Raw genomic sequence first — 22828 nt, forward strand, 5'->3', positions numbered from 1 at the left:
GTTACTCTGCGGAAAGAGGGACTTGAACCCTCACGACCTAAAGCGGTCACAGGATCCTTAGTCCTGCGCGTCTGCCAATTCCGCCATTTCCGCTAACAACATTAGTTATTATATCAAGATTGACAACTCGTGTCAATACTTTTTTGAAAGTTTTTTAGTAACTTTCTCTTGTCTCTTTCGAAACAACTATTATATAATACCATTTATTGTTTGCTGACGTCAATACTTTTTTGACTTTTTTTAAAATTTTTAGCAAAAACTATCTATCATATCTCTTGTCAAAGGTTAAGCTAAACTCTTATTCAGCCTATCTAATTTCTCTCTAAGGGGAGCTAAGTAAACTTCTTCTCCAAAACCACGCGATTTTAAGCCATCCTCAGCACAAGACAATAACGATTCTGTCAAAGGTAAAATCATTTTGAGGTCTGTAGCAGAAATATCTTTTTTCGAAAATAAACGACGAATTCTAGGGTAATCATAGTCAAATGCTTCAAAAAAAGGTGAGTCATTCAAAATATTTTCTAGATTTACCAAATTGACTAAAAGACCAAGGTGAAAGGCTGCTGGCGCAAAGGTTGATGAGAAAGGTTGGGTACATACACTACGAAACTCAATAGTCCCTCGTGTCGTTAAATCTTGGAATTGATAAGAACGATGAGTCTTAAAATCTTCCTCACTTGGTTCAATAGTGACCACTTGGCCACGAATAGAGTGTGCTTTGATAGATGGCATACTTAGATAGTCTTTAGCACGTATTGGTTCAAAATAGTAGGTTTCGTCACCACGCTTAGCAGTAAAAATGGCTGTCTCAGACAAGTAAGAAAAATAGTCATCTTCATTCTTAAATACCTTAGGAAATACTCCTGCATTTTCCTCAAACACACCATGCATGGAATTCTCCCAGAAAACATCACGGGAAAGCGCTAAATCCCAATCAGAATCCCAAAACTCAGAGTTTGCCAATAATACTGCCTTGGGTCCCTCTATTTGGTTAAAAGCATTTAAGACTCTTAAATAGGATGTTTTTGAAACATCTAATTGTACCTGACTCCCACAGATGAAAGAAGCATATTCTGGATAATCATGAAAGAAAGGATCGTTCTTTGCTTTAGATAGCTCGAGAAAATCCATAAGCATTTCATAACGAGGAGATTTAACAGGTCTGTTGTCATTTTTTGCCCAGTTTGGATTCACTCCCCAACCTTGCAACTCATGATTATGATTCTGAAGATAGGATTGGATTATACTGAGGTAAGTATCCAGACGTTCCTCAACCTCAGAAATTCTCTCAGCCTTTGCAAAAGCAAACTCGATCGTATTGTACGAAACTTCAAAAAGAATCATGTCTCCAGAAGCTTTATCGATAAGCTGAATAGGATTATTATAAGAATCATACTTATCAGCTTGAAAATCAAAATTATCCAAAAGATAGACTAGTAACTGTTTTGTAAGAGAGACATCTGTAGCATTACCACTCAAATTAACAACTGGGTATTCCAACTCAATCCCCACAAATAATTCGGGTTGCTCCTTAATTGGCTCATAGTACCTTTGCTTAAGCAATTCCTTGGCTGTTGTCAAAATAATGTCCCCCTTTTTAAAATAAGCTTATTCCATTATATCAAAATATTCAGACGATTTATAGACAAAAAAACGCCTGCTTACGAAAAATAACCGTATTACCTTTCGTAAACAAGCGTTACATGCTTATTTATTCCCATTTTTATGATGAGTGTTCCCGCTAGGCGTATGCCCAGCGGTAGACCAGAGCTAGACTAAGAAAAGCTAAGCTATTCCATCATCATAACACTCAACAAAATTGATAAAAATTAAACAAGTTCGATGATTGCCATTGGGGCAGCATCGCCACGACGTGGTTCTGTTTTAAGGATACGAGTGTATCCACCGTTACGTTCAGCATAACGAGGTGCGATTTCTGAGAAAAGTTTTTGAAGAGCAGTTGTTGATGTATATTTATCAGTTGCTTCATCATAGCTTTCAGATGCAATTTCGTTACGTACAAATGCAGCTGCTTGACGACGTGCGTGCAAATCACCACGTTTACCAAGAGTGATCATTTTTTCAACTGTTTTACGGATTTCTTTAGCACGTGCTTCAGTTGTAACGATTGCTTCGTTAATGATAAGATCTGTAGTCAAATCACGAAGAACCGCTTTACGTTGTGAGCTTGTGCGTCCAAGTTTACGGTAAGCCATGTTATCCTCCTATATTATTATTTATCGTTTTTGAGTCCAAGTCCAAGATCAGCCAACTTAACTTTGACTTCTTCAAGAGATTTGCGACCTAGGTTACGGACTTTCATCATTTCAGGCTCAGTTTTTTCTGTCAAATCATGAACGGTATTAATACCGGCACGTTTCAAACAGTTATATGAGCGTACAGACAAATCAAGTTCTTCGATGGTACGGTCAAGCACCTTTTCATCGTTCACTTTTTCAGTTTCTTTCATTACATCAGTAGCTTTAGCAACATCAGTAAGGTCAGTAAACAAGTTCAAGTGTTCAATCAAAACGCGAGCCGAGAGACCGAGGGCATCTTCAGGGATGATTGTTCCGTTTGTCATGATTTCGATTGTCAATTTATCAAAACCATCATTGCTACCTACACGGGCAGGTTCAACTTGATAATTGACTTTTTTCACTGGTGTGTAGATTGAATCTACAGCCAATGTTCCCACTGGTGCATCGTCTTTCTTGTTTTCATCTGCTGGAACATAACCACGGTTTGTAGCTACTGTCATAGTCGCTTTCAAAGAAGCGCCGTCAGCGATAGTGAAAAGATAATGATCAGGGTTAACAATTTCAATGTCGCTATCAGTCAAGATGTCTCCAGCAGTAACTTCAGCTGGACCTTGGACATCAAGTTCAATTGTCTTTTCGTCTTCGACGTAAGATTTTACAGCAAGTCCTTTAATATTAAGGATGATTTGCATCACGTCTTCACGGACGCCTGGTACGGTATCAAATTCGTGGAGTACTCCATCAATCTTAATTGATGTTACGGCAGCACCTGGAAGTGATGACAAAAGTACACGACGAAGAGAGTTACCCAAAGTTGTACCATAACCACGTTCTAGTGGTTCGATGACAAATTTGCCGTAATCTTTATTTTCATCAATTTTTGTTATTATTGGTTTTTCAAACTCAATCATTTATTATACTCCCTCGAAACGAACCTTGTGTACTATTGTTATTAAAGATTACACACGACGACGTTTTGGAGGACGACAACCATTATGTGGTACAGGTGTTACATCACGGATTGCTGTTACTTCAAGACCTGCAGCAGCAAGAGCACGGATAGCAGACTCACGACCTGAACCAGGACCTTTAACAGTTACTTCAACTGTTTTAAGACCATGTTCTTGTGCAGATTTAGCAGCAGCTTCTGAAGCCATTTGTGCAGCAAATGGTGTAGATTTACGAGAACCTTTGAAACCAAGAGCACCAGCTGATGACCATGCTACAGCGTTACCATGCACATCTGTAATCATAACAATAGTGTTATTGAAAGTAGCGTGAATGTGAGCAATACCAGATTCGATATTCTTTTTCACACGACGTTTACGTGTTGGTTTAGCCAATGTTTTTACCTCCTATTTTATTTTAGTTATTTTTTCTTACCTGCAATCGCAACAGCTTTACCTTTACGAGTGCGGGCATTGTTTTTAGTGTTTTGTCCACGGACAGGAAGTCCACGACGGTGACGGATACCACGGTATGAACCGATTTCCATCAAACGTTTGATGTTAAGGTTAACTTCACGACGAAGGTCACCTTCAACTTTGATTGCATCCACTTCGCGACGGATAGCGTCTTCTTGATCATTTGTCAAATCTTTAACGCGGATGTCTTCAGAAACGCCTGCAGCAGCCAAGATTTTCTTAGATGTTGCAAGTCCGATACCGTATACGTAAGTAAGTGAAATTACTACACGTTTATCGTTTGGAATGTCAACTCCAGCAATACGAGCCATGATTTCTCCTTTCTATATTATCCTTGACGTTGTTTGTGTTTTGGATTTGTTGGACAAATTACCATAACACGACCGTTACGACGAATAACTTTACAGTATTCGCAAATTGGTTTAACCGATGGTCTTACCTTCATGTTTCAATCCCTCCAATTATTTCGATTATTTAAAGCGGTATGTGATGCGTCCACGTGTCAAATCATAAGGACTCATTTCAACAGTCACACGGTCACCGACCAAAATACGAATGTAGTTTTTACGGATTTTACCAGAAACTGTCGCCAAAATTTGGTGTCCATTTTCCAATTCAACAGTAAACATAGCATTAGGCATAGTTTCTACAACTTTACCTTCAATTTCAATCACGTCTTCTTTTGCCACGCAAAAGTACCCCCTAAAATTTCGATTTGATTTCCTCTGAGCACAGAGGTAACAATTATAAGTCAGACTAAAGTATTATAACATGCTTAAGTCTGATACGCAAGTAAGATTATATAATTATTTAATTGCTGCAATCGCTTTTTTAACATCAGCGAATACATCGTCGATATCTTGGTTACCTTGAATATCAGATACAAGACCAAGCTCACGGTAATGTGCAATAATTGGCTCACCTTGAGCAATATTCACATCCAAGCGGCGTTTCACTGTTTCTGGTTTGTCATCTTCACGTTGGTAATAGTCTTCTTCCTTGTAGTCAGCTGGTGGGTTGAATACTTTATGGTAAGTTTCACCTGTTTCGCGGTGAATAATACGACCACTCAAGCGTTCAAGAAGGCAAGATGGATCCACTTCGATATTGATTACTCCATCAAGCTCCAAACCAAGATCAACCAAGATTTGATCCAAGGAATGAGCTTGTTCGATTGTGCGAGGAAAACCATCCAAAAGGAATCCTTTTTCCTTAATGTCGTCTTGAGCCAAACGCTCTTTAACGATTCCGTTTGTTACTTCATCTGGTACCAATTCACCTTTATCGATGAATGATTTGGCCAAAACACCCATTTCAGTTTGGTTAGCCATAGCAGCACGGAACATATCACCAGTTGAGATGTGAGCTACACCAAATTCTTCAACAATTTTTGCAGCTTGAGTCCCTTTACCAGCACCTGGTAGACCCATAATTAAAAGATTCATCTTACGAACTCCTTATTTTTGTTTTCAAATAACTCTATCAAGGTTTTAACACATTGGTAGAGTTATCAAAAAACAAAAGAGAAGGGACAGAAAGTAACCTTTCTTTCCCTCTCAATTGTTCATGAGAAGACTTAGTCTTCAAGATTCATAAATCCAACGTACTGACGTTTCAATAGGTAACCTTCGAGTTGTTTCATACCTTCGATACCAGTTGAAATCAAGATCAAGAGAGATGTACCACCAAGCGCGATTGAGCTTGTAAGGTGCATAAACTGTTGAGCCGCAATTGGAGCCAATGAAATAAACGCGAGAAATACAGCCCCGATTGTTGCCAATCTCTTAAGCAATGAAGACATGTACTTTTCAGTCTCACGACCTGGACGAACACTAGGAATGTAAGACCCATTCTTTTGAAGATTTTCAGCAGTTTTTTCAGGATTTACTTGGACAAATGTGTAGAAGAATGAGAATAAGATAATCAATATCGCATAAGTAATCATTCCACTAGGTGTATTATACGAGAGTAGTCCTTGTAAGTGTGATAACCATGTAACCTTCGAGAAGAATGGAAGAATAGTACTAGGAATTGTTGTAATCGAGCTAGCAAAGATAACGGGAATAACACCAGCTGGATTTACTTTCAATGGAAGGTAAGAACTCGTTGGAGCCCCTTGAACCAATTTAGTATATTGAATTGGAATTTGATATTCTGCCTGTTGAACAAATGTCGTAAAGAAGACAATCGCCAAACCTACCACAATTAACAAAGCAACTATGATATATGAACGAGTCAATTCTCCTGAACGAACGTTGACAAAGAAATCCTCGTAAATTGTTGAGAACATTTTTGGAATAGAAGCAATGATCCCTGAAAAGATAATCATTGACACACCATTACCAAAACCTTTATCTGTGATTTGTTCACCAAGCCATGTCACAATTATGCTACCAGCAGTTAAAATTGTCCCAATCAATAAATAGGTTGAAACATTAGGTGTCTTAACCAAAGAAATTGATGAGAGTGTATTGAAAGTACCTGTGATACCAATCGATTGACCAAATGCTAAAACAAGAGTAATATAACGAGTCGCCTGATTTAATTTACGACGACCAACTTCACCTTGTTTGCCCCACTCCACAAATTTTGGATAGATATCCATCTGCAAAAGTTGGACAATGATTGATGCCGTAATATAAGGACTAACCCCCATCGAAAAGATTGAGAAGTTATTCATAGCATTACCAGACACCAAGTTAAGCATGTTCAAGAAAGGTAAATCACTTAATTGTTTCAAACTTTCCGCATTGATACCAGGAACTGTTACATGAGTTCCTACACGAAAAACGAAAATAATGAAGATTGTAAATAAAATCTTATTACGAACGTTTTTGACTTTCAACGCATCTTTTAATAGTTTAAAGAACATAATGAGTTACCCCTCATTAGATGACTTCGATTGAACCACCTTTAGCAGTGATAGCTGCTTCAGCAGATTTTGAGAATTTAGCTGCTTTAACAGTCAATTTCTTAGTCAATTCGCCGTTACCAAGAACTTTAACGCCTGATTTTTCAGCACGAACGATTCCAGCTTCTTTAAGAACTGCTGGAGTTACTTCTGTACCATCTTCAAAAACGTTCAATTGATCAAGGTTTACAAGTGCGTATTCTTTAGCGTTGATGTTAGTGAATCCACGTTTTGGAAGACGACGGAACAATGGAGTTTGTCCACCTTCAAATCCTGGACGTACGCCACCACCGCTACGAGCTTTTTGACCTTTTTGACCACGGCCTGAAGTTTTACCGTTACCAGATGAAGTACCACGACCTACACGGTTACGGACTTTACGAGAACCTTCAGCAGGTTTCAATTCATGAAGTTTCATTATTATTTTCTCCTCTTTTTGTAAAATGCTAGCGCCTCTAACCAAGTAAGGTAGCTTGATTAGAAACTCGCCTATACATGAAATTCAGTTTAAGTCGCAAGGTAACCCTCACGACTTAAATCAATTTTTATTTAACGTCTTCTACAGTTACCAAGTGAGATACTGCGTTGACCATACCACGGATAGCAGCGTTGTCTTCTTTAACAACTGAGCTATTCAATTTACCAAGTCCAAGAGCAACAACTGTTTTACGTTGTTCTGGTTTGCGTCCGATTGGAGACTTAGTCAAAGTAATTTTAATTTGAGCCATTGTTATCTCCTTTCTTATGCCAAGTCAGATACTGAGATGCCACGAAGAGCCGCAACTTCTTCAGCACGTTTAAGTTGTTTCAATCCTTCAACAGTCGCACGAACGATGTTGATTGGAGTGTTTGAACCGAGTGATTTAGATGTTACATCAGCAACACCAGCCAATTCGATGACGGCACGAACTGCACCACCAGCGGCAACCCCAGCCCCTTCAACAGCTGGTTTCAACAATACTTTCGCTCCACCAAATTCTGAACGAACTTCGTGAGGAATAGTTGTACCAACCATAGGAACTTCGATAAGGTTTTTCTTAGCTGCTTCAACTGCTTTACGGATAGCTTCTGGAACCTCTTGAGATTTACCAGTACCAAATCCTACGCGACCATTACGGTCACCAACAACAACAAGAGCAGCAAAACGCATGTTGCGTCCACCTTTTACAACTTTAGTAACACGGTTGATAGCAACTACGCGTTCTTCAAGTTCTACTGCATTATCTTTAAATGCCATTATTAAGTGTCCTCCCTATTAGAATTTCAATCCGTTTTCACGAGCTGAGTCAGCCAAAGCTTTAACACGTCCGTGATAGAGATATCCACCGCGGTCAAACACCACTTCAGAAATACCTTTAGCTACTGCGCGTTCAGCAACAAGTTTACCGACAACAACGGCTTGTTCTGTTTTAGTTCCTTTAGAAACTTCTTTATCAAGAGTTGATGCACTTGCGAGCGTTACACCCGCTACGTCATCAATAACTTGAGCGTAGATGCCTGTATTAGAACGGAAAATGTTCAAACGTGGGCGATCAGCAGTTCCAGAGAGTTTTCCGCGAACGCGACGGTGGCGTTTTTGGCGGAGTTTGTTTTTATCTGGTTTCGAAATCACAATTTTCACCTCTTAATTATAATGCTAGCTCATGAGAGCTTTTGGTAAAGAGACAATCCACAAAGAATTGCCATAAGGATAAAATCCTATTATTTACCAGTTTTACCTTCTTTACGACGTACGTATTCACCAACGTAACGGATACCTTTACCTTTGTAAGGTTCTGGTGAACGAAGGCTACGGATGTAAGCTGCTGTTTGACCAACAACTTCTTTGTTAATACCACTTACAACGATTGAAGTTGCAGATGGTACTTCAAAAGTAATACCTTCTGGAGCTTCAACTTCGTCTTGGTGAGATTTACCAACTGAAAGAACAAGTTTTGTTCCTTGGAGTTGCGCACGATATCCGACACCGCGCATTTCAAGTTCTTTTTTGAAACCTTCAGAAACACCAACAACCATGTTGTTCAAGTTTGCACGTGAAGTACCGTGGATTGTTTTGTTTTCTTTTGAGTCGTTTGGACGGTGAAGTGTAACTTCATTACCTTCAACTTTGATTTCAATGTTTTTGTTAAACTCACGAGTGAGTTCGCCTTTAGGTCCTTTAACAGTAACAACGTTATCGTTGTTTGTTACTTCAACACCAGCAGGCAAAGTAATAACTTTATTACCAATACGTGACATAGTATTTAATTCTCCTGTTAGATTATCAAGCCACAAAGTGACTAGTTTTCACGGGGATGAGTTTCATAGAATATAATCAACGAAACTCGCACAAATCATTTGAGATAAGTGCTTAGTATCAACTTCTTACCAAACGTAAGCGATAACTTCTCCACCAACGTTCTTTTGACGAGCTTCTTTATCAGTCAAAAGACCTTCTGAAGTAGAGATGATCGCGATTCCAAGTCCGTTAAGAACTTTAGGAACATCTTCACGTTTAGAGTAAACACGAAGACCTGGTTTAGAAATACGTTTCAAGTTAGTGATAACACGTTCACCGTTTTGTCCGTATTTCAAGAATACGCGGATGATACCTTGTTTGTCATCTTCGATAACTTCAACATTTTTTACGAAACCTTCACGTTTAAGGATTTCAGCGATACCTTTTTTAATGTTTGATGCAGGTACTTCAAGGACTTCGTGTTTAGCTTGGTTAGCGTTACGAATACGTGTCAAGAAATCTGCAATTGGGTCAGTCATAACCATTTTATATTTTCTCCTCTTACTAGTAGTTTGAATAATTCACTTGCTAGTTAATGATTGAGCTAGGCTCAGATTGTGTTAAATACATTCAAATTAGGTAAAACTAACTTAAATGTACCATGTTTTTACCAAGAAGCTTTGGTAACACCTGGAATTTGACCTTTGTAAGCCAATTCACGGAAGCAAACACGGCAAAGTTTAAATTTGCGATAAACTGAGTGTGGACGTCCACAACGTTCGCAACGAGTGTAAGCTTGCGTAGAGAACTTCGCAGGGCGTTTGTTCTTAGCAATCATTGATTTTTTAGCCAATTTATTTACCTCCTAGATTATTTTGCAAAAGGCATTCCAAGGCCTTTAAGCAATTCACGACCTTCTTCGTCAGTGTTAGCAGTAGTTACGATAACGATATCCATACCACGTACTTTATCAACATCGTCGAAGTTGATTTCTGGGAAGATAAGTTGTTCTTTAACACCAAGTGTGTAGTTACCACGTCCATCAAATGATTTAGTTGGAACACCATGGAAGTCACGAACACGTGGAAGTGATACTGATACCAATTTATCCAAGAATTCGTACATGCGTTCACCACGAAGGGTAACTTTAGCACCGATCGCTACACCTTCACGAAGACGGAAGCCAGCGATTGATTTCTTAGCTTTAGTAATCAATGGTTTTTGACCTGAAATAAGTGCCAACTCAGCAGCAGCTTTTTCAAGAGTTTTAGCGTTGTTTACAGCTTCACCAACACCCATGTTGATAACGATTTTATCAACTTTTGGCACAGCCATAACTGAAGAATAATTGAATTTTTCAGTCAAAGCTGGAATTACTTCGTTAGTGTATTTTTCTTTAAGACGGTTAGCCATTTAATACTTTCTCCTTTCCTTCGTGATTAGTCAAGCACTTCGCCTGATTTTTTGTTGTAACGAACTTTTTTGCCGTCAACAACTTTGTAACCTACACGTCCAGCTACACCGTTCTTGTCAAGAACTTGAACGTTTGAAGCGTGGATTGGTGCTTCTTTTTCCACGATAGCACCTTGAGGGTTTTCAGCTGATGGTTTTTGGTGTTTTTTGATGATTGCAACACCTTCAACAACAACTTTGTTTACTTTTGGAAGAGCTTTAAGAACTACTGCTTCAGTTCCTTTGTCTTTACCAGCAATAACGCGAACTTTATCGCCTTTTTTTACAAACATTTGAGTATTTCTCCTATTATTTCTTACGCCCTAATGGGCACCCTGAACATTTCAGGGGACTAAGTTTGTGTTAATTCAGATTAAAGTACTTCTGGCGCCAAAGATACGATACGCATGTATCCACCTTCACGCAATTCACGTGCAACAGGGCCAAAGATACGAGTTCCACGAGGAGTTTTGTCATCGCGGATGATTACTGCAGCGTTGTCATCAAACTTGATGTATGAACCGTCTGGACGACGAGCACCAGTTTTTGTACGAACGATAACAGCTTTAACAACATCACCTTTTTTAACAGCTCCACCTGGTGTAGCTTGTTTAACAGTTGCAACGATAACGTCGCCGATGTTAGCGAATTTACGTCCTGAACCACCAAGAACTTTGATAGTCAAGATTTCACGAGCACCGCTATTATCAGCAACTTTTAAGCGACTTTCTTGTTGAATCATTTCAATTGTCTCCTTTTAGTTTTATTAGATAATAACAGCTTCTTCCACAACTTCTACAAGACGGAAGCGTTTTGTAGCTGAAAGTGGGCGAGTTTCCATGATACGAACGATATCGCCTTCTTTAGCAACGTTGTTTTCATCATGTGCTTTGTATTTTTTAGAATAGTTGATACGTTTACCATAGACTGGGTGGTTACGTTTAGTTTCAACTACAACTGTGATTGTTTTATCCATCTTGTCAGATACTACGCGTCCAACAAGGGTTTTACGTTGATTACGTTCCATTATTAGAATTGCTCCTTTCCCAATCTATTATTTGATTTCAGATTGCACAGTTTTAACACGTGCAATTTGTTTTTTCACTTCGTTCAAACGGGCAGTTTGATCAAGTTGACCTGCTGCAGCTTGGAAACGAAGGTCGAAAAGTTCTTTCTTAAGTTCGTTTTCTTTTTTAGCAAGCTCTTCTTGAGACAAGCCACGAAGCTCAGCAACAAACTTTTTGATTTCTTCAAGTTTCATGTCTTCTCCTTATTCTGCTTCACGTTTCACGAATTTACATTTAACTGGCAATTTGTGGCTAGCAAGACGAAGCGCTTCACGTGCAACTTCTTCAGAAACACCTGCGATTTCGAACATTACTTTACCACGTTTAACTGGTGCTACCCAACCTTCAGGTGCCCCTTTACCAGAACCCATACGTACACCGATAGCTTTAGCAGTGTATGATTTGTGTGGGAAGATCTTAATCCAAACCTTACCACCACGTTTCATGTAACGAGTCATGGCAATACGAGCAGCCTCGATTTGACGGTTTGTAATCCAGTGGCTAGTTGTAGCTTGAAGACCGTATTCACCGAATGATACTTCTTTACCACCTTTAGCCTCACCGCGCATTTTTCCACGGAATTCACGACGGTGTTTAACACGTTTAGGTACTAACATTTGTTATTTGCCTCCTTTAGTGTTTTTACGAGCTGGAAGAACTTCTCCACGGTAGATCCAAACTTTAACACCAAGTTTACCGTAAGTTGTGTCAGCTTCTTCCCAAGCGTAATCGATATCAGCACGAAGTGTGTGAAGTGGAACTGTACCTTCAGAGTATCCTTCTGCACGGGCAATATCTGCACCGTTCAAACGACCTGATACTTGAGTTTTGATTCCTTTAGCTCCAGCACGCATTGCACGTTGGATAGCTTGTTTTTGTGCACGACGGAAAGCAACACGTTGCTCAAGTTGGCGAGCAATTGTTTCACCAACAAGGTGAGCGTCCAAATCAGGTTTCTTGATTTCAACGATGTTGATGTGTACTTGTTTTCCAGTCAATTTGTTAAGTTGAGCGCGAAGAGCGTCAACGTTTGATCCACCTTTACCGATAACCATACCTGGTTTTGCAGTGTGAAGTGAAACAATAACTTTGTTTACAGCACGTTCGATTTCAATAGTTGAAACTGAAGCGTCTGCAAGTTCTTTTTGAATGAATTTGCGGATTGCCAAATCTTCGTGAAGGTAATCTGCGTATTCTTTTTCAGCATACCATTTCGCATCCCAGTCACGGATGATCCCGACACGCATACCAATTGGATGTACTTTTTGACCCACGAGTTTACCTCCTTATTTTTCTGACACAACTACTGTTACGTGAGTTGTGCGTTTGTTGATTGGTGAAGCTGAACCTTTCGCACGTGGACGGAAACGTTTCATTGTTGGTCCTTCGTTTGCGAATGTTTCAGATACTACCAAGTTAGCTTTTTCCAAACCAAAGTTGTTTTCTGCGTTAGCGATAGCAGAGTTAAGAGTTTTCTCAACAATGCGAGCTGCTTTGTTTGGAGTGAATTTCAAGATTGCGATTGCATCAGCAACGTTCTTACCACGGATAAGATCAAGAACAAGACGTGTTTTACGAGGTGAAACACGCACTGTACGAGCCATTGCTTTAGCTGAAGTAATTTCTGCCATTGTGTCCTCCTCCTATTAACGACGTGTTTTCTTATCGTCAGCTGCGTGACCTTTGTAAGTACGAGTTGGTGCAAATTCACCAAGTTTGTGACCTACCATGTCTTCTTGGATGTAAACAGGAACGTGTTTACGTCCATCATAAACTGCGATAGTGTATCCGATGAAACTTGGGAAAATCGTTGAACGACGTGACCAAGTTTTAATTACTTTTTTCTTTTCGTCATTTGCTTGAGCTTCAACTTTTTTCATCAAATGCTCATCGACGAAAGGTCCTTTTTTAAGACTACGTCCCATTTTGTAGTTTTCTCCTTTAAATTGAATGTACCACAGCGGCTTGCACTAAGAAATGCTACCGAGTTGGCGGATGTTATGTGCTAAGCGACTAAATTATTTTTCGTTACGACGACGAACGATAAGTTTGTCAGATTTAGCTTTCTTGTTACGAGTTTTAAGACCAAGCGCAGGTTTACCCCATGGAGTAGATGGCGCTTTACGTCCAACTGGTGCTTTACCTTCACCACCACCGTGTGGGTGATCGTTAGGGTTCATTACAGAACCACGAACTGTTGGGCGAATACCTTTCCAGCGATTACGGCCGGCTTTACCAAGGTTGATAAGTGATTGTTGTTCGTTACCTACAGTACCGATAGTTGCACGACATGTACCAAGAACCATACGAACTTCACCTGATTGAAGACGAACAAGTACGTATTTACCTTCTTGACCCAAAACTTGAGCAGAAGCACCAGCGGCACGGATAAGTTCAGCACCTTTACCTGGTTGAAGCTCGATGTTGTGGATAACTGTACCAACTGGGATGTTTGCAAGTGGAAGAGCGTTACCAATCTTGATATCCGCATCTGGACCTGAAACGATACGTTGACCTACTTCAAGACCTTTAGGTGCGATGATGTAAGCTTTAACCCCGTCAGTGTAGTGTACAAGAGCGATGTTTGCAGTACGGTTTGGATCATACTCAATTGTTTTAACAACTGCTTCAACGCCATCTTTGTTACGTTTGAAGTCAATCAAACGGTAGTGACGTTTGTGTCCGCCACCTTGGTGACGTACAGTGATACGACCGTTGTTGTTACGACCAGCTTTGTTCTTAAGAGAAACAAGCAATGATTTTTCAGGAGTGCTTGTAGTGATTTCTGCGAAATCCAAAGAAGTCATGTTACGACGGCCATTTGTCGTTGGTTTATAAACTTTAATACCCACGTTAATTTCTCCTTTGATTATTCAGCTTCAGCTGCAAACAACTCGATTGCTTTAGAATCAGCTGTAAGAGTGATGATAGCTTTTTTAGTTTTTGAAGTGAAACCAGTGTAACGTCCAACACGTTTTTGTTTTGGTTTAACAGTTACAGTGTTCACGCTAGCAACTTTAACACCTTCAAATGCAGCTTCAACTGCTTGTTTGATCAAGAGTTTGTGTGCACGTGTATCAACTTCGAAAGTGTATTTTCCTGCTTCAAGAGCAATCATAGATTTCTCAGTGATAACAGGTTTTTTGATTACGTCATACAAATTCATTATGCAAGAACCTCCTCGATTGATGAGATAGCTTCTTTAGTAACAAGAAGTTTATCTGCGTTTACGATGTCAAGTACGCTTGCAGTTGCAGGAGTTGCAACAGTTACGTTTGCAAGGTTACGTGCTGAAAGTTCAGCGAATTTGTTTCCTTCTTCAACGATAACAAGTACTTTAGAATCGATGCTAAGAGCTGAAAGAACGTTTGCGAATTCAGCAGTTTTTGGAGCTGCAAATGAAAGAGCTTCAACTGCTACAAATTTATCTTCTGCAACTTTAGCTGAGTAAACAGATTTCAATGCAAGGCGACGAACTTTTTGTGGAAGTTTGTATCCGTAAGAACGTGGAGTTGGTCCGAAGACAACACCACCACCACGCCATTGTGGTGAGCGGATAGAACCTTGACGAGCACGTCCAGTCCCTTTTTGACGCCATGGTTTACGTCCACCACCTGATACTGCTGAACGGTTTTTAACCGCGTGAGTACCTTGGCGAAGGCTAGCACGTTGGCTGATTACGACATCAAATACTACTGATTCGTTTGGTTCGATACCGAAGATAGCGTCGTTAAGTTCAACTGTGCTAACTTCTTTACCAGTTTGGTCAAATAGTTTTACGTTTGCCATTTTTAACTGATTTCTCCTTTCTTATTATTTAGCAGCTTTAACTGCTGATTTGATAGTGATAAGAGATTTCTTAGCACCTGGTACGTTACCTTTGATAAGGATAACGTTTTTCTCTGGGATAACTTGTACAACTTCAAGATTTTGAATTGTCACACGGTTGCCACCCATACGTCCTGCCAAATGTTTGTTTTTGAAAACACGGTTAGGCGCAACAGGTCCCATTGAACCTGGACGACGGTGGTAACGAGAACCGTGAGCCATAGGTCCACGTGATTGACCGTGGCGTTTGATAACACCTTGGAAACCTTTACCTTTTGAAGTACCAGTTACGTCAACAACATCTCCAGCTTCGAATGTGTCAACAGTGATTTCTGATCCAACTTCCAAGCCTTCAATGTTTTTGAATTCACGAATGAAGCGCTTAGGAGCTGTGTTAGCTTTCGCTACGTGGCCTTTGGCAGGTTTGTTGCTCAATACTTCGCGTTTGTCGTCAAAACCAACTTGAACTGCTTCGTAACCGTCTGTTTCAACAGTTTTAACTTGAAGCACAACGTTTGGAGTAGCTTCGATGACAGTAACAGGGATAAATTCACCTGCTTCAGTGAAGATTTGAGTCATTCCCACTTTTTTCCCTAAGATTCCTTTTGTCATGAGAAAATATTTCCTTTACTTTATTGTTTTTTCAAAAAGTTTTTTATGAGCGTTTTTTATGCTCAAAAAAGTTTTTAACGAGCGTTTTTTATGCTCATTGAATCAAACTTTAAATTAAAGTTTGATTTCTACGTTCACACCACTTGGAAGATCAAGTTTCATCAAAGCGTCAACTGTTTTTTGAGTTGGGTTGATGATGTCGATAAGACGTTTGTGTGTACGCATTTCAAATTGTTCGCGAGAATCTTTATATTTGTGAGTCGCACGAATAATTGTGTAGAGACTACGTTCAGTTGGAAGTGGAACTGGTCCAGCAACTGTCGCACCTGTGCGAGTTGCAGTTTCTACGATTTTTTCAGCCGCTGTATCAAGCGTACGGTGTTCGTAAGCTTTCAAACGGATACGAATTTTTTTGTTTGCCATTTTTTCTCCTCTTTCGTCTATTTAAGATAATAGGCTAGCTCCTCAAGAAAACCAACACGGATTGCGTGGCAGTGCAACCAGGCGTGTCGCAACCTCTTGTATCATAGCTAAGCGCTGTATTTACAGCACCATAATATAATAACAAAAGAACCCACTCATTGCAAGGGATTTTTAAAGTTTTTTTCTTTTTTCTTTTTGACTAAACAAAAAAATCCACCTTCGATGGATTTTTTATCAACTTTCTTTAGTGTAGTCGTACCCCATGTGTTCATAGGCTTTAACCGTTGCAACACGTCCTGTTCGTGTTCGCATAATAAATCCTTTTTGAATTAGATAGGGTTCATACATATCTTCTACCGTTTCTCGCTCTTCAGCAATATTAACTGACAAGGTCCCTAGACCAACCGGTCCACCACCATACATCTCAATCATGGTTCGGAGAATTTTTTGGTCGACATAATCTAGTCCTTCATGGTCCACATCCAACATAGTCAACGCCTTGTCTGCAATCTTATCATCAATGATGCCATCACCCATAATTTGTGCATAGTCTCTCACACGCTTAAGTAGGCGGTTAGCAATACGTGGCGTTCCACGACTACGACGTGCTAACTCTAGGGCAGCCTCAGGTGTTATAGTCATATCAAAGATTTCTGAAGTGCGTTCTATAATTTCCTTCAAATCTGGTAACTCATAATATTCCATATGACCATTAATCCCAAAACGAGCCCTCAATGGATTTGACAACATACCTGCTCGTGTGGTTGCACCCACTAAAGTGAACGGTGGTAACTCTAGGTGAACACTACGACTTGTTTCACCTGCACCAATCATGATATCGATGTAGTAATCTTCCATAGCACTATAAAGTACTTCTTCCACTGCCATAGGCATTCGATGAATCTCATCAATAAATAAGATATCACCTGGCTCCAAGTCATTTAGTATGGCAACCAGATCTCCAGCCTTCTCAATTGCTGGCCCAGACGTCTGCTTTAAATTGACGCCCATCTCATTAGCTATCACAAAAGCCATGGTCGTTTTCCCTAAACCTGGAGGACCAAACAAAAGAGTATGATCCAATGCTTCATCACGAAGTTTAGCTGCCTCTATAAAAATCTTTAATTGGTCCTTAACCTTATCTTGACCAATATATTCCTTAAAGTACTGAGGACGAAGGGTACGCTCAACATACTCTTCATCTCCTAGTAAATCATTATCTAATATTCTTGCCATAGGCTTATTTTAGCACAAAACAAAAAATGCAGTCAAAATTTGTCCATAAAAAAGAAGACAAGACTTGCCTTCTCTTTTGATTATTTCTTACCACCCTTAACTGGTGCCTTATCAGCTTTCTCTATAGCTTCTTTAATTGTCTTAGTATAGAGTTTAGCACCACGGTTAATAGAGTCGCTATCAGATCCAAAGTGAACCCCATCTGTACCATTCCAGATAGAAATATTTTCTTTAGCCACTTGATACCAGTCAGCAACCGTCACAAAGTCGTATTTCTTAGCCATCTCTAACTCATACTTACGTAACTGAATCAAAGATTGGGCCTCATTACCAGATTTACTACCATTATATGGTGTCACAAAGATAATATGGTGACCCTTAGGTAAATTCTTGATGATTTTATTAATAACGCCTTTATAGTCGTCAATCTCATTAACACCACCAGCAATGACAACATCCTTAGCAAGAGCATTACTATCCGCGTAATCTTTAAGCAAATCATTGATTGTTGATAGGTTACGACTGACAACTGCATCTATAGCGACATTATCAATACTTGATTCCAGCTGATCTTTTGATCTAAGAGCTACGGAGTCCCCTAAAACTGTCACTCCCTTATTCACACCAAATGAAGTAGCCTGACTGTTTTCCGCATTGGTACGCGTTAATTTCATCTTAGTCTGAGCTTGCGACAAACCATTAGCTTCTAAATCTTTCTCGAAGTTTCCTACAGCTGGCGCAAAGAGAGAAATAAGCACTGTAATTAAAGTAAGACCACTAAAAACATAAAGCACAATATGTCGGTACGGCGTCAAGTCTAAATCTATTCCAAAGAGACTGGCCTTTCTTCCTGCAATAAATGGCTCTATTATATAGTAGGAAAGTGTTGCGAAAACAATTGACAGAATCGTTGTCAGAATGACTGCAATAATATTATTGGTCAATTGACTAAAGATAATATATAGTGGCCAGTGAAAAAGATAGACACTATAGCTAATCTCTGCCAAATAACTAATAAGAGCAGGCTCTGATTTTCCAGGCAATTTCTCATGAAGGACACGGGCAGAGTAAATCATAACAGCCGTGAACAAACTAGCTAAAACAAAACCAAATAGATAGGTAATGCGTTCCTCAAAATGGAGAACTAAGCCCAACAATACGAGCAAGGCAAAACTTCCTACCATATAAAGGACTGTCTTTTTCAGAGTCCAAAGGCGTATATTTTTCTTGAACCTAGCGGTCGTTTCATACACACCTGAAAGTGTCGCAAAAAGCGAACCTAGGAAAAACGGATAGGCATGCGTAATTGACGAGAAATATAAGCGAGAAAAACTATCAACAAAGAAAGCACTAATAAACATTGATAGGAAACTCACCATAAAGCAGGCAAGAGATACCATAAAGACTAGGCTTCTAAATTTATTTTGATGTTTAACACGCTTAGCTAAGAACCAAAGCAAGGCACCCCAAAGAATATAATAGTGAACCTCAATAGCCAGACTCCATGTATGGAGGTAAATATGCTGGTTAAACTGGTTCTCATAATTTCCCCCGGTCAAAATCTCATAATAGTTAGTTACAAAACCGATAACAGAGGTGATTTGACGTCCAATACCTGCAATAAAATCATTTCGAACCAAGAGTGCCAAAGGGGTGCAGATAAGAACCATCAACACAAGTGGTGGTACTATCCGGTAGAAGCGTCGTCGCATAAAACCAAGGTAATCAATGCGATGCGTCCTAGATACCTCATCAATCAAAAGTGCTGTAATCAAATACCCTGAGAAGGTAAAGAAGACATCAACACCGATGAAGCCCCCAGGAAGAATACTTGGGAAGAAATGATAAATCAGAACCAAAAGAAGTCCTGTCACACGAATATAAGAAAACCAGTTAATTCTCATCCTTTAAAAATCCCCTGTTTAAATTTTCCTTTGTAGGTAACCTTATTTTCAGTAGTCAATTTTCCTTGACCATCGGCTTGACCAGACTTGAACTCTCCTTGATAAATCCAACCCTCATGAGATTTGAAGGTTCCTTGACCATTAAAGGAACCATTCTTAAATTCTCCCGTATAGGTATCACCATTATCATAGGTCAAAGTTCCTTGACCATTCAATCGATGGTTCTGCATCTGACCTTTATAGGCAATCTTAGTCCCATCAATCTTGATAGAATGTTGCGTTTTTATAGTCACCAAAAACAAGGACAGGGCGCATAAAATAATAACCCCTACTGTAATACGCTCAAATTGATTTCGGTCAATATCAATATTTTTAAAATCAAAATCCTTTAGTTGTTTAAAATTCATTGTCTATCCTTAATCCACTGTAACCAGTCTCGACAACCTGCAGTTACCAATTTGTATGTTTCTTCAAAGTCACCTGTATACCATGGGTCCGGAACTCCACCAGGTCTGAAAAGCTTGATTTTATCGTCATAACGCCCTGCAGATATCTGTAGAAGATCCTCAACATTTGACTCATCCATTCCCACAACTAAATCAAAGAACTCAAAATCGGCCTGACTAATCTGTTGTGAGCCCTTGTAAGAGTCAAAAGAAATAGCATATTTCCTTAAAATCTTTTGGGTTCCTTGATGAACTGGATTTCCATGCTCCCATGAAGATGTCGCGCGACTTTCGATATGCAAAGACTTTTCTTGGTCCAGCTCTTTCATCACAAATTCTGCCATTGGGCTACGACAAATATTCCCCAGACAAACAAATACAATCTTATTCATTATTCACCTCTTGCCCAAAACTATTAAGAGATATGCTCACTTATTTTCTTCGTCAAAATTATGAACACACTTTTAAATCATGAAAGTAGGTTCTCATTAATTTTCATTTAATCAATCCATATTATACCGAAAAACTAATCAAATAGAAAGGTTTCTTTCCTAATCATATCGAAAAATTAGTAACCTTTTTTAACAGTTGCAACATTCATATTAATCTATATGTTTAAGGCGTGAGAAAAGAGAACCTAGTTTCCTAGATTCTCCTTTTGTTGGCTTTAGATATTTGACCAAACACTTTCAAGGATGTTTGTTTGTTCACGTCCTGGTCCTACAGAGAAAGTAGAGATACGTACACCTACCAATTCACCAACACGACGAACATAATTACGAGCATTTTCAGGAAGCTCATCTAAACTACGACAACCTGTGATGTCTTCTTCCCAACCTGGCAATTCTTCATAGATTGGTTTACAACGTTTCAGTTGCTCAAGACTAGCTGGGTAGTGATCAATACGCTCACCATCAAGGTCATAAGCTACACAAATTTTTACAGTGTCAAGACCTGAGAGAACATCGATACAGTTCAAGCTGAGGTTTGTGATGCCTGATACACGACGACTATGGCGCATCACCACTGAGTCAAACCATCCTACACGACGTGGACGTCCTGTTGTTGTTCCATATTCATGACCAACTTCACGGATGCGTTCACCAACTTCATCAAATAACTCAGTTGGGAAAGGACCATCACCAACACGACTCGTATAGGCCTTACATACACCGACTACCTTATTAATTTTAGATGGACCAACACCAGAACCGATTGTAACACCACCCGCAACTGGGTTTGATGACGTTACAAATGGGTAAGTACCTTGGTCAATATCAAGCATAACCCCTTGAGCTCCTTCAAAGAGGACACGTTTACCTGCATCAAGAGCGTCATTCAAGATAACGGATGTATCTGTGACATATTGCTTAATTTGTTGTCCGTAAGCGTAGTATTCTTCAAAAATCTCATCGAATGATAATTCTTCAGCTTCATACATCTTACTGAAAAGACGGTTTTTCTCAGCTAAGTTCGTTTTCAAACGATCAGCAAAGATTTCTTTGTCCAAAAGGTCTGCAATACGGATACCTACACGCGCAGCCTTATCCATATAGGCAGGACCAATACCTTTGTTAGTTGTACCAATCTTATTGTCACCTTTGGCGGCTTCTTGCAGTTGATCAAGTTTAATATGGTACGGCAAAATAACGTGTGCACGGTCAGAAATACGAAGGCTCTCTGTTGACACACCTTCTGCATGAAGATATTCCAACTCTTTGACAAGTGATTTAGGATTGACCACTACACCGTTCCCGATAACAGATATTTTCTCTGGGAAGAAAATACCTGATGGAATCAAGTGCAATTTAAATTTCTTACCATCGATAACAATCGTGTGACCTGCATTGTCTCCACCTTGATAACGTGCGATCACTTCGGCATCTTGACTTAGGAAATCTGTAATTTTTCCTTTACCTTCATCACCCCACTGGGTACCCACAACAACTACTGATGTCATATTATTTTGATAACGGACAGCTCCACCTTTACGAGGCTGTCCCCACCTTTCTTGAAAAACTTCACGGTGGGAATTTCACCCACAAGTTTTGCGTTACAGTTTATTATAGCAGAAAAAAGTCTATTTGTTCAACGTTGAAAGCGCTTCTTACAAAATATTCTGACAGTTATAGCTAAGATTGCAACTAGTTATTTACTATATCTTTTTAACCTTGCTTCTTATGTACAACTATCAGCTATTTAACCTGCTTCATATAATCATTTAACTGCCTTTGATTCTTTAAAATAATTGTCTTGTCAGAATAATTTTTAACAACTGCATTATATCGCTCTACATATTTTTTAGAACGTCCGTCTAATAAAATCCATTTCACAAATGCAAAATCAAATTTTTCATTACAACCTTCTGCCATGCTAGGACGTGTCTTTCCCCTATATGTTAAATAACGCCTAAACGCCCGATAGAGACAATTAACTCTGTTAAAGTTGAAATAGACAATACAGTCAGCTTCCCTCATACGTTCTTCATAAAGACAGGCCGAGTAATTCCCTTCAATAATCCAATCACTTTGTAGCATAAATGTTGATATATCGCCAGTCATTTCATCAACTGTTCGCTCTTGCCAATTTGATGTGAAATGAATTTTATCTAAATGAAGAACCTCACAATTGTAGTGTTGACCTAAAAAATTTGCCAAAGTCGACTTTCCAGAGCCGCTATAGCCAATGATTGCAATTTTCAACTCATGTCTCCTTTTTCATTTCTGTTTCTTGACTATTATCATAACACAAAGCATATATTTTAGAAGAAATTATCATTGGGAACAACTCTCGTTTAGACAAACAAGCACGTAAATTTCTGTTTAAAGTGAGTTCTTTCTTAGAAAAATAAAAAGAGACTTATAAGCAAGTCTCTTTCCGATATTAAGATGCCCCCTACATGGATTTGGAAAGGATTTTCATATTGAGAGTAATTAAAAATATTGAAATATAAGTGATTTTAGGGAAGTACTTTTAGGTATTTCCAATGTCATGATTTAAAAATGGGGCAAAAGTGGGGCAAAAACGAATGACTCTCATTTGGTTT

Annotated in this window: 36 protein-coding genes and 1 tRNA gene; all 37 read right to left on the reverse strand. The window is 39.2% G+C overall.

All coding sequences use genetic code 11. The annotated features are described in order from the left end of the window. Nucleotides 1-7: 7 nt before the first annotated feature. Nucleotides 8-93: transfer RNA gene (locus BSR19_RS09865), tRNA-Leu, on the reverse strand. A 192-nt stretch (nt 94-285) separates the two neighbouring features. After that, entirely contained in the window at nt 286-1581 is a 1296-nt protein-coding gene (locus BSR19_RS09870) for a glutamyl-tRNA synthetase (RefSeq protein ID WP_037604092.1), read from the reverse strand. Nucleotides 1582-1829: 248 nt separating this feature from the next. Continuing rightward, the gene (gene rplQ / locus BSR19_RS09875) at nt 1830-2216 is read right to left on the reverse strand and encodes a 50S ribosomal protein L17 (RefSeq protein WP_002885709.1); all 387 of its coding nucleotides are present in this window, start codon (nt 2214-2216) and stop codon (nt 1830-1832) included. Nucleotides 2217-2233: 17 nt separating this feature from the next. Continuing rightward, the gene (locus tag BSR19_RS09880; protein WP_002885793.1) at nt 2234-3172 is read right to left on the reverse strand and encodes a DNA-directed RNA polymerase subunit alpha; all 939 of its coding nucleotides are present in this window, start codon (nt 3170-3172) and stop codon (nt 2234-2236) included. Between the two features lie 48 nt (nt 3173-3220). Further along, nucleotides 3221-3604 (reverse strand): 30S ribosomal protein S11, encoded by a 384-nt coding sequence (gene rpsK / locus BSR19_RS09885; RefSeq protein WP_002885718.1) that lies wholly within the window; start codon nt 3602-3604, stop codon nt 3221-3223. Between the two features lie 26 nt (nt 3605-3630). Further along, nucleotides 3631-3996 (reverse strand): 30S ribosomal protein S13, encoded by a 366-nt coding sequence (rpsM, locus tag BSR19_RS09890; RefSeq protein WP_002885820.1) that lies wholly within the window; start codon nt 3994-3996, stop codon nt 3631-3633. Nucleotides 3997-4013: 17 nt separating this feature from the next. Continuing rightward, nucleotides 4014-4130, reverse strand: a complete 117-nt coding sequence (rpmJ, locus tag BSR19_RS09895) for a 50S ribosomal protein L36 (RefSeq protein WP_000868345.1) — start codon at nt 4128-4130, stop codon at nt 4014-4016. A 25-nt stretch (nt 4131-4155) separates the two neighbouring features. After that, nucleotides 4156-4374, reverse strand: coding sequence for a translation initiation factor IF-1 (infA, locus tag BSR19_RS09900; protein WP_001040189.1), 219 nt, complete (start codon nt 4372-4374; stop codon nt 4156-4158). Between the two features lie 117 nt (nt 4375-4491). After that, the gene (locus BSR19_RS09905) at nt 4492-5130 is read right to left on the reverse strand and encodes an adenylate kinase (protein WP_048790850.1); all 639 of its coding nucleotides are present in this window, start codon (nt 5128-5130) and stop codon (nt 4492-4494) included. 131 nt (nt 5131-5261) lie between these two features. Further along, nucleotides 5262-6557, reverse strand: a complete 1296-nt coding sequence (gene secY / locus BSR19_RS09910) for a preprotein translocase subunit SecY (RefSeq protein ID WP_014635140.1) — start codon at nt 6555-6557, stop codon at nt 5262-5264. Nucleotides 6558-6573: 16 nt separating this feature from the next. Further along, on the reverse strand, nt 6574-7014 hold the full coding sequence (rplO, locus tag BSR19_RS09915) for a 50S ribosomal protein L15 (protein ID WP_002885849.1): 441 nt from the start codon (nt 7012-7014) through the stop codon (nt 6574-6576). Nucleotides 7015-7141: 127 nt separating this feature from the next. Next, nucleotides 7142-7324 carry a 50S ribosomal protein L30 gene (rpmD, locus tag BSR19_RS09920; protein ID WP_002885773.1) on the reverse strand — a complete coding sequence of 61 codons (183 nt, stop codon included), beginning with the start codon at nt 7322-7324 and terminating at the stop codon, nt 7142-7144. A 14-nt stretch (nt 7325-7338) separates the two neighbouring features. Then, nucleotides 7339-7833, reverse strand: coding sequence for a 30S ribosomal protein S5 (gene rpsE / locus BSR19_RS09925; protein WP_002885626.1), 495 nt, complete (start codon nt 7831-7833; stop codon nt 7339-7341). 18 nt (nt 7834-7851) lie between these two features. Next, complete coding sequence (gene rplR, locus BSR19_RS09930; RefSeq protein WP_002885810.1) at nt 7852-8208, reverse strand: 50S ribosomal protein L18; 357 nt, start codon at nt 8206-8208, stop codon at nt 7852-7854. A gap of 89 nt (nt 8209-8297) precedes the next feature. Then, a complete protein-coding gene (rplF, locus tag BSR19_RS09935; protein ID WP_002887056.1) occupies nt 8298-8834 on the reverse strand; it encodes a 50S ribosomal protein L6 in 537 nt (178 codons plus the stop codon). Nucleotides 8835-8960: 126 nt separating this feature from the next. Continuing rightward, nucleotides 8961-9359, reverse strand: a complete 399-nt coding sequence (gene rpsH, locus BSR19_RS09940) for a 30S ribosomal protein S8 (RefSeq protein ID WP_002885642.1) — start codon at nt 9357-9359, stop codon at nt 8961-8963. 122 nt (nt 9360-9481) lie between these two features. After that, nucleotides 9482-9667 (reverse strand): type Z 30S ribosomal protein S14, encoded by a 186-nt coding sequence (locus tag BSR19_RS09945; RefSeq protein ID WP_001085699.1) that lies wholly within the window; start codon nt 9665-9667, stop codon nt 9482-9484. Nucleotides 9668-9684: 17 nt separating this feature from the next. Next, nucleotides 9685-10227: a 50S ribosomal protein L5 gene (rplE, locus tag BSR19_RS09950; protein ID WP_002887058.1), complete on the reverse strand. Its 543-nt coding sequence runs from the start codon at nt 10225-10227 to the stop codon at nt 9685-9687. Between the two features lie 26 nt (nt 10228-10253). Next, nucleotides 10254-10559, reverse strand: a complete 306-nt coding sequence (gene rplX / locus BSR19_RS09955) for a 50S ribosomal protein L24 (RefSeq protein WP_002885874.1) — start codon at nt 10557-10559, stop codon at nt 10254-10256. Between the two features lie 80 nt (nt 10560-10639). Continuing rightward, entirely contained in the window at nt 10640-11008 is a 369-nt protein-coding gene (gene rplN / locus BSR19_RS09960; RefSeq protein WP_002885711.1) for a 50S ribosomal protein L14, read from the reverse strand. Between the two features lie 24 nt (nt 11009-11032). After that, entirely contained in the window at nt 11033-11293 is a 261-nt protein-coding gene (gene rpsQ / locus BSR19_RS09965; RefSeq protein WP_002885836.1) for a 30S ribosomal protein S17, read from the reverse strand. Nucleotides 11294-11320: 27 nt separating this feature from the next. Next, nucleotides 11321-11527, reverse strand: a complete 207-nt coding sequence (gene rpmC / locus BSR19_RS09970; RefSeq protein WP_002885754.1) for a 50S ribosomal protein L29 — start codon at nt 11525-11527, stop codon at nt 11321-11323. Nucleotides 11528-11536: 9 nt separating this feature from the next. Continuing rightward, the gene (gene rplP / locus BSR19_RS09975) at nt 11537-11950 is read right to left on the reverse strand and encodes a 50S ribosomal protein L16 (protein ID WP_000960950.1); all 414 of its coding nucleotides are present in this window, start codon (nt 11948-11950) and stop codon (nt 11537-11539) included. 3 nt (nt 11951-11953) lie between these two features. After that, entirely contained in the window at nt 11954-12607 is a 654-nt protein-coding gene (rpsC, locus tag BSR19_RS09980; protein ID WP_002885727.1) for a 30S ribosomal protein S3, read from the reverse strand. Between the two features lie 12 nt (nt 12608-12619). Beyond that, nucleotides 12620-12964 carry a 50S ribosomal protein L22 gene (rplV, locus tag BSR19_RS09985; protein ID WP_002887063.1) on the reverse strand — a complete coding sequence of 115 codons (345 nt, stop codon included), beginning with the start codon at nt 12962-12964 and terminating at the stop codon, nt 12620-12622. Nucleotides 12965-12979: 15 nt separating this feature from the next. After that, complete coding sequence (rpsS, locus tag BSR19_RS09990; protein ID WP_000533765.1) at nt 12980-13258, reverse strand: 30S ribosomal protein S19; 279 nt, start codon at nt 13256-13258, stop codon at nt 12980-12982. Between the two features lie 93 nt (nt 13259-13351). Beyond that, nucleotides 13352-14185 carry a 50S ribosomal protein L2 gene (rplB, locus tag BSR19_RS09995; RefSeq protein WP_002887065.1) on the reverse strand — a complete coding sequence of 278 codons (834 nt, stop codon included), beginning with the start codon at nt 14183-14185 and terminating at the stop codon, nt 13352-13354. Between the two features lie 17 nt (nt 14186-14202). Then, nucleotides 14203-14499, reverse strand: a complete 297-nt coding sequence (locus BSR19_RS10000) for a 50S ribosomal protein L23 (protein ID WP_002887066.1) — start codon at nt 14497-14499, stop codon at nt 14203-14205. Further along, nucleotides 14499-15122 (reverse strand): 50S ribosomal protein L4, encoded by a 624-nt coding sequence (gene rplD / locus BSR19_RS10005; RefSeq protein ID WP_002885795.1) that lies wholly within the window; start codon nt 15120-15122, stop codon nt 14499-14501. Before rplD ends, BSR19_RS10000 begins: the two co-directional genes overlap by 1 nt. A 24-nt stretch (nt 15123-15146) precedes the next feature. Beyond that, nucleotides 15147-15773, reverse strand: a complete 627-nt coding sequence (gene rplC, locus BSR19_RS10010; RefSeq protein WP_002885755.1) for a 50S ribosomal protein L3 — start codon at nt 15771-15773, stop codon at nt 15147-15149. Between the two features lie 114 nt (nt 15774-15887). Beyond that, nucleotides 15888-16196 (reverse strand): 30S ribosomal protein S10, encoded by a 309-nt coding sequence (gene rpsJ, locus BSR19_RS10015; RefSeq protein WP_002885653.1) that lies wholly within the window; start codon nt 16194-16196, stop codon nt 15888-15890. A 234-nt stretch (nt 16197-16430) separates the two neighbouring features. Beyond that, entirely contained in the window at nt 16431-17432 is a 1002-nt protein-coding gene (gene ruvB, locus BSR19_RS10020) for a Holliday junction branch migration DNA helicase RuvB (protein WP_002892095.1), read from the reverse strand. Between the two features lie 80 nt (nt 17433-17512). Further along, nucleotides 17513-19336, reverse strand: coding sequence for an acyltransferase family protein (locus BSR19_RS10025; RefSeq protein ID WP_060973086.1), 1824 nt, complete (start codon nt 19334-19336; stop codon nt 17513-17515). Continuing rightward, nucleotides 19333-19743, reverse strand: coding sequence for an MORN repeat-containing protein (locus BSR19_RS10030; RefSeq protein ID WP_014635145.1), 411 nt, complete (start codon nt 19741-19743; stop codon nt 19333-19335). The genes BSR19_RS10025 and BSR19_RS10030 overlap by 4 nt, the downstream gene beginning before the upstream one ends. Next, on the reverse strand, nt 19740-20174 hold the full coding sequence (locus tag BSR19_RS10035; RefSeq protein ID WP_084915215.1) for a low molecular weight protein-tyrosine-phosphatase: 435 nt from the start codon (nt 20172-20174) through the stop codon (nt 19740-19742). The genes BSR19_RS10030 and BSR19_RS10035 overlap by 4 nt, the downstream gene beginning before the upstream one ends. Nucleotides 20175-20449: 275 nt before the next feature. After that, the gene (locus BSR19_RS10040) at nt 20450-21742 is read right to left on the reverse strand and encodes an adenylosuccinate synthase (protein WP_014632520.1); all 1293 of its coding nucleotides are present in this window, start codon (nt 21740-21742) and stop codon (nt 20450-20452) included. Between the two features lie 235 nt (nt 21743-21977). Beyond that, nucleotides 21978-22484, reverse strand: a complete 507-nt coding sequence (locus tag BSR19_RS10045; protein WP_037620457.1) for a DNA topology modulation protein — start codon at nt 22482-22484, stop codon at nt 21978-21980. Between the last annotated feature and the right edge of the window lie 344 nt (nt 22485-22828).

Origin of the sequence: Streptococcus salivarius (assembly GCF_009738225.1) — a bacterium.
GTDB lineage: Bacteria > Bacillota > Bacilli > Lactobacillales > Streptococcaceae > Streptococcus.